Here is a 13,354-nt window from a genome sequence, read left to right on the forward strand (position 1 = left end):
GCGCTACGCCGGGTCGTCCGCCAGTTCCGAGACACCCGTGATGCGGTGCAGCGGATAGGTGCGGACCTCGTCCGCCGTGTGGTCGTAGGCCGTCACGAAGCCGCCTTCGACCCGCACGGGCGCGATCACCCGCTGGCTCGCCGCGCCCTCCGCGTTCACGTAGCCGATCCAGAGCGCCGAGCCCGTCAGCGCGGCGGCCTGGACCGTCGCCAGGGTCTCGGCCGACGTGGTGCGGGGCAGGTCGCCGCGGGCGGTCTGGCCCGTGGCCGCGGCGTCCGCCGGTCCGGGGAGCGTCTTCCGTACGACGGTCGCCGCCTGGTCGCCGGCCCGGATCGCCCGTACCGCCGCGCCCAGCAGGGTCGGCGCGGGCACGGGCGGGCCGTCCGGCACGGGGGCCGGCGGCGTACGCGGCGGCGTGCGGTGCGCGTGGGCGCGCGTGACCAGGACATCGCCGTCGGCGGACTCGGCGGCCGGCGCCAGGCCCATCGCGCGCAGCCCGTCCAGCAGCGTCGTCGGGTCGGCCTGCCCCGCGAGGACGGTGGGTGCGAGGCGCCGCAGCCGCAGGCCCTGGGAGCGCCGGTCGGCCAGGATCTCGTCGAGTACGGCCTCGTCGTCGCAGCGCACGTACGCCGACGCGGAGCCGATCCGCAGATGCCCGTGGCGGCGCGCCATGTCGTCGATGAGATAGCTGAGCGGCTGCGGTACCGGCGTGCGGCTGTGGGCCGCCAGGAACGCGTGCAGGTCGGACGCGGACTGTCCGGCGTCGAGCGCCCGGCGCACGGACGCGGGCGTGAAGCGGTAGACGGTGGCGCCGCCGCGCGACTCGATGTCGGCGATCACGGAGAGCGTCTCGGCGAGCGGGCGCAGCAGCGGCCCGGGGGCGACGGCGGTGAGGTCGGCCTGGAGGAGGACGTGGTCGAGGGGTTCCGGGAGGTGGGGTGCGAGGGCGTGGGCGGCGTGCAGACCGGCGGCCGGGAGCTCGGCGCCGGTGGCCGCCCGTGCGGCCGGTTTCGGGAACGCGCCCCCCACCCCGCCCGCCCCGGTGTCCCGGGCGATCAGCGCGCGGCCGTGCGACGACAGCGCGCCGCGGCCGGTCACGCCCAGCATCTCCGCCTCGTTGAGGGTCCAGGCGGCGATGCGCGCCCGCAGGTCCTCGGGCCGGCCGGCCGCCGCGCCGCGCAGCGGGCGCTCCCAGCGCAGCCGGGCGAGCACGCTCTCCGGGTCGGGGGCGGCGCCCTCCGGGAGGCCGGCGAGCAGGTCCAGTACATGGCGCCGTACCTCCGGCGCGGCGCCCCGGTCGAGGTCGGGGCCGAGCGCGGCGAGCGTACGGCCCTTGCTGTCCTGGCCGCCGACGAGGCCGGCGGTGCGGGTGGCGCCGAGCCAGGCGGTGGCCAGTCTGGCCCACCGTTCGGCCGGGGGCAGGTCGGGCCACTGGTCGTAGGCGGGTGTCGGCGCGTACCGCTCGTCGGCCTCGCCGTCCGCCGCCAACAGCCCTGTCGCGTAGGCGAGTTCGACCCAGAAGGCGGCCACGGGCTCGGAGACGTCCAGCGCGGTCGCGGTGCGCTTGAGGTCGCGTACGGAGAGACCTCCGGCGCGCAGGACGTTCGGGCCGCCCTCGTTCCACTCCTTGGCCAGCTCCTCGATCGTCTCCAGCGCGGTGTACGCCTGCGCGGCCGCCGCGCTGTCCACAATCTGTGGACGGCCGGCGGCCGACGACGACGCCGAGGGACGCGGCAGGATCGCCGGCGGCTCCGGCTCGGTGTCGCGGTGCGCGCGGCCCCCGCGCAGATGGAGCGCGGCCTCGCGCGGCAGCACCACGGTCCGTGTGGAGGTCGGCAGCAGCAGCCCGCGGTCGCGCAGCCACTGCACGGGCGGGGCGGGCTTCGAGGTGATCTCGCCGTACGGCGGCCCCCACACCAGCCGGTCGAGGACGGTCAGCGCGTCGGGCGGGGCGGTGTCGAGCAGCGCCGCCATGCGGGTGCGGTCGGTGAACAGCGCCGAGAGCGCGGCGACCGCCGAGACCGGGTCGTGCGTGGACGGCAGACCGGCGGTGGTGATGATCTCCTGGAGCCGGCCGGGCGACATCCCCGCCGTGGCCTCGGCGACGGTCGGGCCGAGGCCGGTGGGGGAGGGGTGGCCGGGGGAGGGGGCCAGGATCTCGCGGGCCGTACGGACCAGCCGCAGCCGGTCGTCGGCGCCCCAGATCAGCGCCTGTTCGCGCAGCGTGGCGACGGCGCGCGGCAGGGCCGCCTCGACCCGCGCGTCACCCTCGTCGCCGGTCATCAGGGCGAGCAGGGCCTCGTACGGCGCGGGATCGGTCGAGGCCGCCAGCGCCTCCGCCGTCTGGAGCGTGAAACGGTCCAGACGCTCCAGCGCCCGCATCACGGAGGCGCGGGTGCCGGCGCGGGTGGCGAGCTGGCCGAGGTCGTTCGGTACGGGGCTCAGCAGATCGGGACGCGCGCGCAGCAGAGCGGCCAGCGCGTCGTCGTCGCGGGTGCGCAGGGCCTCCGCGAGCGTACGCGGGGGCGTTGCGCCGGTTCGTTCGGACACGTGCGCCTCCAGGGGCGGCTAGCTGATTCCCATCCGCCCCACGTTAGCCCCTGCGGGCCGCCGGGCCGGGGTGGTGGACGCCGGGGGCCGTACGGCGCGGTGCGGGGAGGCCGTCCGAGGCTTGTTGACAGGTGGCGGGTGGCTGCGTGTAATGGGCGCGGTGCCGCGTGGCGCCGGCCGAAGAGCAGTGGGCGGGCCGGTGACCGGGCGAGCACCCTTCACGCAGGGAATCCGCCATGAGTACGTACTCCGCGACCCGTATGCGACTTCTGTGACCTCGTAGGTGACCGCCGCGAGCGCGAACGAGCGCCGCCGCACGTCACCTCCCGTCCTCACCTCCCGTCCTCACTTCCCGTCCCCGCTTTCCGTCCTTCGCGGCCGGTTCGGTCTGCCGCGGCGCCGTCACGCGCGCCGCGACCGGGGCCGCCCTCATCTTCCGGAGAACACACACGCATGCCCACACCGTCACCGTCCGACGAATCCGTCATCGAGGAGTTCCGCGCCAACGGGGGGAAGGCCGGCGGACCCTTCGAAGGCGGGAACCTGCTCCTGCTGACCACCACCGGCGCCCGGTCCGGAACCGCCAGGACCACTCCGCTCGGGTACGTACGCCACGGCGGCTCGCTCCTGCTCGTCGCCTCCGGCCTCGGCGCCCCCGACGAACCCCACTGGTACCGCGATCTGCTCCAACACCCCGTGGTCGGCGTCGAGATCGGCACCAGCACCGGTCACGCCCTCGCGGTCCCGGCCGAAGGGGCCAGGCGCGAGGAGCTGTTCGCGCACGTCGTACGCGAACTGCCCGGATACGGCGACCACCGGGCCGCGACCACCGGCACCCCGCCGGTCGTGGTGCTGGAGCCCGCCGTGCCCGACGGGGAGAGCCCGCGCGAGGTGCGGACCCTGGCCGACAAGATCCTGGAGGTCCACGACCAACTGCGCCTCCAGCTACGGCTGGTGACCGCCGACGTCGACGCGCACCTCGCGGCGCTCGCCGCCCACGAGGGCCCCGGGGAGCCCCCGGTGCCGGGCCTCGGGTTGCAGATCCGGCAGCGCTGTCTGGCGTTCTGTCAGGCGCTGGAGTTCCACCACACCGGCGAGGACGGGCACTTGTTCCCCGGGATCGCGCACTACCACCCGCGGTTGACGGATGTCTTCGACCGGCTCCGCGCCGAGCACCGCACGGTCGCCGCCGTCCAGGAGCGTCTCGTGGCGCTGCTCGCGGACATCGGCGCGGCCCGTCCGCCGCTTTTCCGCGCCGAGTTGGCGCGGATGACGACGGAGCTGACCGCGCACCTCGACTACGAGGAGGAGATGATCCTTCCTCTCGTGGCGGACGTGCCCTGGCCGCCGGGGCCGCCCGCGTAGGTCGTGTCTTCGAAGTCCCGCCCGGCCCGAGGCGTCTGGCGCGGCACCTCGCCGCGTGGTCGTAAGTCGGCCGGGTACGTCCCGTACGAGACCGGTCCTCCGCCTCGCGACGCACCGCACCGGCCGCCGCGGGCGCCGCCCTGCGGGCGGACGGCGCCGGGTCGAAGACACGACCTGGACGTCGGGCGCGACCCGGGAGCCGCCCCGCACGCGCCGTACTGGACGTACGGGGACGAGCGCGACACCATCGGCCCCAGGTACGGCGCGTATGTGCGGAGGGCAGTGTGGGGATCGAGAGCGACCAGCTCGTCTACGACTATCTGAGCAGGGTCGGAGACGTGGCCCAGCAACGGCAGTTGCCCTCCGGTGACCGGATGAGACTCGTCTCCGAGCTGCGGGGCGAGATCGACAGACAGCGCGGGAAGTCCGGCGGTGACAGTCCCGCCGCCGTCCGCCGCATCCTGGGACGGCTCGGTTCGCCGGACCATGTGGTGGGCGCGGCGGCGACGGGCGGCACATACGCCGACCGGCGGCCGGAGCCGGAGCCGTCACCCGGACCGTCGCGCGATCCGGCCCCGGAACCCCGGTCCGGGGCCGGGTCCCGGTCCGGGCCGGAGCTCCCCAAGCAGCGCGGCAGGTTGGGACGCGGCCTCGGGCTCGGTCTCGGGCTCGGCGCGCCCCGCGAGGGGCGGGGGCCTGACGGGCCCTCACTGCCGAGGCAGAAACGCCGGGCCGAACCCGAGACGCCCGCCGAACCCACCGCCCTCCCGCCGCATCTGGCGCCCATGCACGAACTCGGCGACTCCGGCGGCGAACCCGACTGGTGGCGCGTCGACGCCGGTCCGACGGGCGCGGCGACCGGTGTCTCCGGTTTCGTCGGCGGAGTCGAGATCCCCGAGATACTGAAGCCGCCGCCGACGCCCGAGGAGCGCGCCGAGAAGGCCCGCCTCGCGGCGGAGGCGAAGGCGGCGGAGGAGGCCCGCGCGGTGGAAGTGGCGGTGACGCCCGACCGGCGCGGTCTGCTGCCACGACTGCGCCCCCGCGCCAGGAAGGCCGTCGGCGGCACGGGCGCGGGGCCCGGACTGCGGCTCACCAACCCGTTCCTGCTGCTGGCCGCCGCCCTCCTCGTCGTCGGCGCGGTCCTCGGTTCCTGGCTGGCACTCGCGGGCGGCTGGGTCCTCGCGTACGCCTCACGCCGGATGTCCCGTTTCGAGGCGAAGCTCGCGGTCTTCGGCCTGCCGGTCGTGGCCGTGATCGGCGGCGGGGTCTGGCTCTGGGGCCGTACGACGGAACGCTGGGGCGAGCCCATCCCGGAGGGCGCCATGTCCGAGGCGATCTCGTCGACCTGGCCGGTGGTGATCCGGGTGGCGGCCGTCAGCTCGGCCCTCTTCCTGGTCTGGCGTTCCCGCCGCCGCTGAGACGCCGGAAGCGGCCCTCCTGCTCGGCCGCCCGGCTGCCCGCGAACCGTCCCCTACAGATGTGTGCGCGCCCGTGCCTTCAGGGTCGACAAGCGGGCCCCCAGTGCCACCGTGAACAGGACGCCGCCGATCAGGCAGTAGACGACCGCGTTCTCCGTCTCCCGCGCGATGCCGACCGCACTCCACAGCGCCCACAGGCCGAGGACGACGATGAGCGCCGTCCACGCGATGTCGGCGATACGGGCGCGGAGCTGGGCCCGCTGCACGGTGCCCCGCTCCAGGTCCGTCAGTGGCTCCGGCTCGTGCCCGGTCACCGGCCCCGGTCCGTCGCCCACCCGGCCGGCCGGCCCGTCGTGCGCCGCGTGCTCCCGGCCCCGTCCCTGTCCCTGTCCGCGGTCCCGCTCCACCATCGCCATGGTCAGCCATCTCCCGTCCCCGGTCGACGCGTTCGTCGCGCGTCGGCTCCCTCTCCGGGTGCCCCGGCGAACGGCCGTTACGCGAGTGACCGACGGGGGCGGCTACTCTCCCGGCCGGTAGGGCGCGCCCGGGACCACCAGCGGTGACCCCGTCACCGGGTCCGGGACCACCACCGATTCGAGGCCGAAGACCTCGTGTACCAGCTCCGCCGTGACGACCTCGTCCGGGCCGCCCTCCGCGACGATCCGGCCCTCCTTCATCGCCACCAGGTGATCGGCGTACCGCGCCGCCTGGTTGAGGTCGTGGAGCACGATCACGACCGTGCGGCCCTGCTCGTGGTTGAGCCGGCGCAACAGGTCGAGGACCTCCACCTGGTGGGCGATGTCCAGGAACGTCGTCGGCTCGTCCAGCAGCAGCAGATCCGTCTCCTGCGCCAGCGCCATGGCGATCCATACGCGCTGCCGCTGCCCGCCCGACAGCTCGTCGACCGACCGCTCGGCCAGCCCGGCCACATCCGTACGCGCCATCGCGTCCGTGACGGCCCGCTCGTCCTCCTCCGACCACTGCTGCCACCACCGCTGGTGCGGCTGGCGCCCGCGCGAGACCAGGTCGGCCACGGTGATCGCCTCCGGCGCGGACGGCGACTGCGGCAGCAGACCGATCGACTGCGCGATCCTCCGCGTCGGGATGCTCGCCAGCTCGGCGCCGTCCAGCAGCACCGCACCGCTCTTCGGCTTCAGCAGCCGCCCGAGCGCGCGCAGCGTGGTCGACTTGCCGCAGGCGTTGGGGCCGACGATCACGGTCACCCGGCCGTCGGGCACGGCCAGTTCGAGATCGTGGACGACGGTGCGCTCGTCGTAGGCGAGCGTCAGCTCGTGGGCCGCGAGCCGGCTCACGCCGTTCTCGCGTCCCTTCGCCCGGCCACCGCCCACGCCCAAGCCCGCGCCCGTTCCCGTTTCCGCGCCCGCGCCTGTTCCCGTTCCTGCGCCCATGCTCATGCTCCAGCTCCTGCGGTACGGCTGCGGATGATCAGCCAGATCAGATACGGGGCACCGATCGCCGCCGTGAGCACACCCACGGGCAGTTCGGTGGGCGCGAACAGCTTGCGCGCGAAGAGGTCGGCGAGCACGACGATCACCGCGCCGAGCAGCGCGGAGCAGAGCAGCGGGATCTGCGCCGTGCGCGTCATCCGCCGCGCGATCTGCGGGGCGAGCAGCGCGACGAAGTCCACCGGCCCCGCCGTGCCGGTCGCCACCGACGCCAGCACCACGCCGAGCAGTACGAGTCCGAGCCGTACATGCCCCAGGCGTACGCCGAGCGCGGTGGCTGTCCCGTCGTCCAGCGACACCGTGCGCTGGGCGTACGCCGCCCACGCCACCGCCGGCAGCAGGATCAGCAGCACCCAGCCGAGCGGCGCGGCCTCGTCCCAGCCGCGGCCGTTGAGCGAGCCCGTCATCCACACCTGCGCCTGCTGCGCGACCAGATAGTCGCCCTTCGTCATGAACAGCGTGGTGAGCGAGCGCAGCGCGATCGCGAAGCCGATGCCGATGAGGACGAAGCGGGTGGCGTGCAGCCCGCCGCGCCAGGCGAAGACGTACACCAGAACCGCGGCCAGCATGCCGCCGGTGACCGAGAGGTAGGGCAGGACGGCGAACGACGTGACGCCGTACGTCATCGCGAAGACGGTCAGCGCGCTCGCGCCCTGCGTGACACCGATGATGTCCGGGCTGGCCAGCGGGTTGCGGGCGACGGTCTGGATGAGCGCGCCGGAGACCCCGAAGGCGGCGCCGACGAGCAGACCGACCACCATGCGCGGCAGCCGCAGCGTGCCGACGACCAGTTCGTCCGGCGACGGCTGTCCGAGGACCACCTTCAGCACCTCGGCGGGGGAGACGAAGCTCTCGCCGACGCTGAGGTAGGCGACACAGACCAGCGAGAGCAGCACGGTGAGGGCGCAGATGACGACCGCCGCGCGCCGGTGCACGAGGAACGACACGCGCCGGGTGCCCAGCCGGACGCGTACGAGCGAGTAGCCCGCGGGCAGCACCCCCGCGCCCTTGGCGACCACCTCGCGGTCGGCCGTGGCCGTACTCATGCCGGTACCGCCTTCCTGCGTACGAGAGCGACCAGGAACGGCACACCGAGCAGCGCCGTCATCACACCCGCGGGCACCTCGCCCGGCGGGAACAGCACCCGGCCGAGCACATCCGCCACCAGCAGCATCACCGGCCCCACGAGCGCGGCCATCGGCATCAGCCAGCGGTGGTCGGTGCCGACGATCGCGCGGGCGATGTGCGGGACGGCGAGGCCGACGAAGGCGATCGGGCCGGCCGCCGCGACCCCGACGCCGACCAGTACGGTTGCGCCGACGCCGCCCACGACCCGGACGGCTCCGACGTTCTGCCCCAGGCCCTTCGCGACGTCCTCGCCGAGCGCGAGCGCGTCGAGCCCCCGCGCGACGCTCACCACCAGCACCGTGCCGACCAGGAGGAACGGCCAGACCTGGCCGACGAGTTCGGCGTCCCGGCCCGCGACCGACCCCACCTGCCAGAAGCGGAACTCGTCCAGCGCGGCGGCCCGCGTCGTCAGGATGCCCATGGTCACGGACACCAGGAGCGCGTTGATCGCGGCGCCGCCGAGGGCGAGTTTGACCGGGGTCGCGCCGCCCCTGCCGCGTGAGGCGATCGCGTAGACCGCGACCGAGGCGACGGCCGCCCCGGCGAACGCGAACCACACGTATCCGGTCAGCGAGTGCACCCCGGCGAAGGCGATCGCCATGACGACGCCGACCGCCGCGCCCTGGCTGATTCCGAGGATGCCGGGGTCGGCGATGGGGTTGCGGGTGATGCCCTGGAGGACCGTACCGGCGAGCGCGAGCGCGGCGCCGACCATCAGCCCGACGACGGTACGGGGCACCCGCAGCTGCCGTACGACCTCGGCGTCCTCGCTGTGCCCCCCGTCGAGCAGCGCGTCGAGGACCGCACCCGGCGCGACGGCGCGCGCCCCGACCGCGAGGCTGAGCAGGACGGCGAGCAGCAGCGCCACCGCGGCGACCGTCGTCCAGCCGATACGGCGGGCGACGAGGGCGCGTCTGGTGCGGTGTGTCGTCGGGACGGCGGCGGCTGTCATCGGGACCAATCGGGTGCTGGGCTCCGGGGCCACGGTGGCGGACTGTGGCACGGGGTGGGCGTGGGGCGTGGGCGTGGCTTGGTAAGGCTTGGCTAAGTCTAAGCGTCGAGATCAGGCCACCGACCGGCGGAGGGGTCCGGGCACAATGCTGATATGACTTCGCTCCCGGCCCCGCCCCCGTCAGCCGGCCCCGACCGCCCGCTGACGGTCGGCTTCGATCTCGACATGACGCTCATCGACTCCCGGCCCGGCATCCACGCCGCCTACCTCGCGCTCTCGGCCGAGACCGGTGTCCCGATCGACGCGGATCTGGCCGTGACGAGGCTGGGGCCGCCGCTCGACGAGGAGTTGGCGCACTGGTTCCCGGCGGAGCGGATAGCGGCGATGGGGGACCGGTACCGGGAGATCTATCCCACGCACGCCATCGCGCCGACGCCGCTGATGGCCGGTGCCCGGGAGGCGGTGGCGGCCGTGCGGGCGCTCGGCGGGCGGGCGATCGTCGTGACGGCGAAGCACGAGCCGAACGCGAAGCTGCACCTCGCCCATCTCGGTGTGGAACCGGACGCGGTCATCGGATGGCTCTGGGCGGAGGCGAAGGCGGAGGCGCTGCGCGAACACGGCGCGAGCGTGTACGTGGGCGACCACACGGGTGATGTGCGCGGTGCCCGTACGGCGGGCGCGCTCTCGGTCGCGGTGCCGACCGGCCCCTGCGGCGAGGAGGAGCTGCGGGCAGCGGGCGCGGACGTGGTGCTGCCGGACCTGCGGGCGTTCCCGGAGTGGCTGCGCGCCTACGTGGCGGAGCCCGCGGCCGATCTGGCCTGACGGCGCTGCGCGGCGATGGACCGCAGCAGCCCGGCGCCGGCGATCACGAAGCCGACGGCCATGAGCGTGCACAGCGTGTAGGCGACGGTCGGGAACGGGTCCGTCCCCAGGAACAGTGGGGCCACGGTGACCAGTGTGGCGACCGCGCCGACGATGAAGACGATCGCGCCGATCCGCACGAGACGGTCACCGGGACCGGGCGGTTCGGCGCCGGGTCCGGACGCGTCGGCCGGAGCGGGTTCCGTGGCGGGCGATGAAGGAGTAGCGGTCACTCCACCAGGGTAGTTCCATGCGGACAGGAACCAACCGGCGACGTCTTGTCACCAGCCCCTGGACCATTAGCCTTGGGGAAGGCGGGTCGTCCGACCCGCTGTAGTGCTATCCAGAGCCGTTTCTGTGCGCGCCAGCGCCCCCGACACATATGAGGACGAGGACAGACGTGCCTACCGGCCAGGTCAAGTGGTTCAACCGTGAGAAGGGCTTCGGCTTTCTCTCCCGTGACGACGGCGGCGACGTCTTCGTCCACTCATCGGTCCTCCCTGCCGGAGTCGACGCACTGAAGCCGGGCCAGCGCGTCGAGTTCGGCGTCGTCGCCGGTCAACGCGGTGACCAGGCCCTGTCGGTCACGGTCCTCGACCCGGCCCCGTCGGTGGCGGCGGCCCAGCGCCGCAAGCCCGACGAACTGGCCTCGATCGTCCAGGACCTGACGACGCTTCTGGAGAGCATCACACCGGTGCTGGAGCGCGGCCGATACCCGGACAAGTCGCAGGGCGCGAACATCGCGGGTCTGCTGCGCGCGGTGGCGGACCAACTCGACGTCTAGCGCCTGTCGTTCGGATCAGACCCCAGCCCGCTCCGGCCGGGCTCCCTCCTCAGTAGATCAGCGGTTCGCTCAGGTCGATCGCGCGCAGTGCCGCCGTCAGCGCCCGTTCGTCGCCGACGTCCAGCGCCGTGTCCGTGAACTTGATGACGTGCTCGTCGCCGTGGGCCAGGGCCCGTTCGAGGACCTCGTCGGCCGTCGTGGACGCGGCGGGGGTGTACGGGGCGGGGGCGGCCGGGGCGTACATCGCGGTCACCGCCGCCGAGGCCGTCCAGGCCGCGTGCAGGCTCGGGACCCAGAGGGCGCGCGGCAGGGCGGGCAGGGTGCGGAGTACGGCGTTGGGGGCCGTCGCCGCGTGGACCAGCATCGTCTCGTCGCCGTGGCCGTGGGTGGCGTAGCGGTGGGTCGCCGCCGCCACCAGGGCCGTCAGCCGGTCCCGGGCCGCGTCCGGGTCGGTGACGTCCGCCGACCAGACCGGCAGCCGGTCGACCCGGGCGAGCCGGTCCCGGAAGCCGCCCTGGACGTCGCTGATCGCGGGGACCGCCTCCAGCGCGTCGTCGGCGTCCGGGGCGCCGGGGAGTGGGGTGACGCCGGGGACCGTGTGGTGCCGGGCGGCCCAGTAGCCGAGTCCGTGGGCGAGTTCGGTGAGGCGTGGCCCGTTCTCACCGCTCTCCGTGATGACGCGTACGGCGTGGCCCACCCGGATCACCGGGTGGGTGGAGCCGCCGTACATGCCCGGCAGCAGCCGGGGCCACCACTCGGCGAGCACGTCACGCCAGGGCCGTTCGCCGATCGCCCGCAGGAAATAGCCGATCCAGTCCGCTCCCCGGCGCGTGTCGCCCAGCGCCTCGCGCCAGTTGGCGTCGGTCACGGGGGTCACGGGGGAGGGGAAGTCGTCGAGCCTGGCCTCGTACGCGTCCAGCCACCGGTGCACGGCCGCCGACCGGCCGTGCGTGGCGAGCGCCTCGACCACCATGGGGGCGTGGTTGGTCAGACGCCACTCGTAGATCTCGGGGCCGGAGGCGTGCAGCCGCCCCAGGGCCTCTTCCAGGACACCGCTCGTGTTCGCGTCGTTGGTCATGGATGCGACGCTAGGACGGGTCCGGCGTCCGCGTATCGGCCGCGCGGACCAGCCCCGTACCGATGGGGCCTAGGACTGAGGTCCCGGCTGGTCAGCCGAAGGCCAGCGCCTCCGGGGAGAGCGGCGGAACCAGGCCCTCCGCCGCCGCGCGGGTCAGGAGCCCCCGGACCGCCGCGTAGCCGTCCGGTCCCAGGTCGGCGGTGAACTCGTTGACGTACAGGGCGATGTGCTGCCGCGCGACCGCCGGGTCCATCTCCTGCGCGTGGGCGCGGACGTACGGGCGGGACGCCTCCGGGTCGTCCCACGCCATCCGGACCGACGTGCGCGCCGACTCCGCCAGCAGCCGGAGCGTGTCCGGGCCCAGGTTCCGCTTCGCGATGATCGCGCCCAGCGGGATCGGCAGGCCCGTCGTGGACTCCCAGTGCTCACCCATGTCGGCGAGCCGGTGCAGCCCGTACTCCTGGTAGGTGAAGCGCGCCTCGTGGATGACGAGCCCCGCGTCGACCTTGCCGTCGCGCACGGCGGGCATGATCTCGTGGAAGGGCATGACCACGATCCGGCCCACCCCGCCCGGCACGACCTCCGCCGCCCACAGCCGGAACAGCAGGTAGGCGGTGGACCGTTCGGACGGTACGGCGACGGTCGCCCCCGTCAGGTCGGCGGCCGGCTCGCGGGTCAGGACCAGGGGGCCGTTGCCGCGGCCGAGCGCGCCGCCGCACGGTAGCAGCGTGTACTCGTCGAGGACCCACGGCAGCACGGCGTACGACACCTTCAGCACGTCCAGTTCGCCGCGCTCCGCCATGCCGTTGGTGATGTCGATGTCCGCGAACGTCACGTCCAGTCCGGGGGCGCCGGGCACCCGGCCGTGCGCCCAGGCGTCGAAGACGAACGTGTCGTTGGGGCAGGGCGAGTACGCGATGCGCAGGGGCGGGGCGGCGTGCCTCATGGCGACTCCTCGAAGACGGGGCTGAGTTGCTGGAAGGCGTACCGCAGCGCGTCCAGCGCGGGGCCGACGCGCCACGCCGAACGGTCGCGCGGGCCGACGGCGTTGGAGATCGCGCGGATCTCGATCACCGGCGCCGCGTACGCCGCGGCGGCCTCCGCGACACCGAAGCCCTCCATCGCCTCGGCGGCGGCCCGTGGGTGACGGGCCGCCAGCTCATCGGCGCGCGCCGACGATCCGGTGACGGTGGAGACGGTGAGAACGGGCGCGTGGACGGCGTCCAGCAGGTGCGCGATCCGGGCGGCCCGCTCCGGCGGGGGGAGATGGACGGTGCGGCCGAAGCCCAGCTCGTCCACCGGCAGGAAACCTCCGGGTGTCCCGGCGCCCAGGTCGGCGGCGACGATCGCGTCCGCCACCACCAACGAGCCGAGCGGGGCGAGCGGTTGGAACCCGCCGCCGATACCGGCGGAGACGACCAGGTCGTACGGCGCGCGGGCGGCGGAGCCGGACGCGGAGACCCCGGCGGACGAGACAACAGCGGCGGGGGAACCGGACGGCACCGCGGCCGACGCGACGGCCAGCGCCGTCGCCGTACCGGCCGCCGCCGCGGCGGGACCGACCCCGGCAGCCAGCACATCGGCGCCCGGCCGGGCGCTCAGGACGTAACCGCCCGGCAGGACCCGCTCCGTGGCCGCCGTACCGGACGCGCCGAGTCCGGCGGAGACCGCTTCGGCCTCGGCCGCCACGGCGGTCACGACGAGTACGCGCACGAACGCCCCTCCCTCACCGGGCCCGGCCAGACCGTCGGG

13 protein-coding genes are annotated in these 13,354 nt (G+C 74.5%); 4 read left to right on the plus strand and 9 right to left on the minus strand.

Annotated features, from left to right (window positions below; all coding sequences use genetic code 11):
- Positions 1-3: 3 nt before the first annotated feature.
- A complete protein-coding gene (locus ACZ61E_RS11060) occupies positions 4-2,550 on the minus strand; it encodes a helicase-associated domain-containing protein (protein WP_469699285.1) in 2,547 nt (848 codons plus the stop codon).
- A 453-nt stretch (positions 2,551-3,003) separates the two neighbouring features.
- Between ACZ61E_RS11060 and ACZ61E_RS11065 the strand changes: the two genes are divergently transcribed.
- A complete protein-coding gene (locus ACZ61E_RS11065; RefSeq protein WP_469699286.1) occupies positions 3,004-3,915 on the plus strand; it encodes a nitroreductase/quinone reductase family protein in 912 nt (303 codons plus the stop codon).
- Between the two features lie 284 nt (positions 3,916-4,199).
- Positions 4,200-5,333: a hypothetical protein gene (locus ACZ61E_RS11070; protein WP_469699287.1), complete on the plus strand. Its 1,134-nt coding sequence runs from the start codon at positions 4,200-4,202 to the stop codon at positions 5,331-5,333.
- 53 nt (positions 5,334-5,386) lie between these two features.
- Here ACZ61E_RS11070 and ACZ61E_RS11075 read toward each other — a convergent pair whose 3' ends face one another.
- From ACZ61E_RS11075 to ACZ61E_RS11090, 4 genes are all read right to left on the minus strand, one after another.
- On the minus strand, positions 5,387-5,749 hold the full coding sequence (locus tag ACZ61E_RS11075) for a hypothetical protein (protein WP_469699288.1): 363 nt from the start codon (positions 5,747-5,749) through the stop codon (positions 5,387-5,389).
- Positions 5,750-5,851: 102 nt separating this feature from the next.
- Positions 5,852-6,646, minus strand: a complete 795-nt coding sequence (locus ACZ61E_RS11080; RefSeq protein ID WP_469699410.1) for an ABC transporter ATP-binding protein — start codon at positions 6,644-6,646, stop codon at positions 5,852-5,854.
- Between the two features lie 98 nt (positions 6,647-6,744).
- The gene (locus ACZ61E_RS11085; RefSeq protein WP_469699289.1) at positions 6,745-7,845 is read right to left on the minus strand and encodes a FecCD family ABC transporter permease; all 1,101 of its coding nucleotides are present in this window, start codon (positions 7,843-7,845) and stop codon (positions 6,745-6,747) included.
- Positions 7,842-8,879, minus strand: a complete 1,038-nt coding sequence (locus tag ACZ61E_RS11090; RefSeq protein WP_469699290.1) for a FecCD family ABC transporter permease — start codon at positions 8,877-8,879, stop codon at positions 7,842-7,844. The genes ACZ61E_RS11085 and ACZ61E_RS11090 overlap by 4 nt, the downstream gene beginning before the upstream one ends.
- 153 nt (positions 8,880-9,032) lie before the next feature.
- Here ACZ61E_RS11090 and ACZ61E_RS11095 point away from each other — a divergent pair, with 153 nt between their 5' ends.
- Positions 9,033-9,701, plus strand: coding sequence for an HAD family hydrolase (locus tag ACZ61E_RS11095; RefSeq protein WP_469699291.1), 669 nt, complete (start codon positions 9,033-9,035; stop codon positions 9,699-9,701).
- On the opposite strand, the gene ACZ61E_RS11100 is transcribed toward ACZ61E_RS11095, so the two are convergent.
- Positions 9,668-9,880, minus strand: a complete 213-nt coding sequence (locus ACZ61E_RS11100) for a hypothetical protein (RefSeq protein ID WP_469699411.1) — start codon at positions 9,878-9,880, stop codon at positions 9,668-9,670. The genes ACZ61E_RS11095 and ACZ61E_RS11100 overlap by 34 nt on opposite strands.
- Before the next feature lie 260 nt (positions 9,881-10,140).
- On the opposite strand from ACZ61E_RS11100, the gene ACZ61E_RS11105 reads away from it, so the two are divergent.
- Positions 10,141-10,524 carry a cold-shock protein gene (locus ACZ61E_RS11105; RefSeq protein WP_078076620.1) on the plus strand — a complete coding sequence of 128 codons (384 nt, stop codon included), beginning with the start codon at positions 10,141-10,143 and terminating at the stop codon, positions 10,522-10,524.
- 49 nt (positions 10,525-10,573) lie between these two features.
- Here the strand turns inward: ACZ61E_RS11105 and ACZ61E_RS11110 are convergent, their stop codons facing one another.
- The 3 genes from ACZ61E_RS11110 to ACZ61E_RS11120 all read right to left on the minus strand — a co-directional run bounded on the left by ACZ61E_RS11110 (position 10,574) and on the right by ACZ61E_RS11120 (position 13,315).
- Complete coding sequence (locus ACZ61E_RS11110; protein ID WP_469699292.1) at positions 10,574-11,602, minus strand: questin oxidase family protein; 1,029 nt, start codon at positions 11,600-11,602, stop codon at positions 10,574-10,576.
- A 91-nt stretch (positions 11,603-11,693) separates the two neighbouring features.
- A complete protein-coding gene (locus tag ACZ61E_RS11115) occupies positions 11,694-12,548 on the minus strand; it encodes a 1,4-dihydroxy-6-naphthoate synthase (protein WP_469699293.1) in 855 nt (284 codons plus the stop codon).
- Positions 12,545-13,315, minus strand: a complete 771-nt coding sequence (locus tag ACZ61E_RS11120; protein WP_469699294.1) for a futalosine hydrolase — start codon at positions 13,313-13,315, stop codon at positions 12,545-12,547. The genes ACZ61E_RS11115 and ACZ61E_RS11120 overlap by 4 nt, the downstream gene beginning before the upstream one ends.
- Between the last annotated feature and the right edge of the window lie 39 nt (positions 13,316-13,354).

Source organism: Streptomyces sp. NPDC104581 (genome assembly GCF_055583685.1).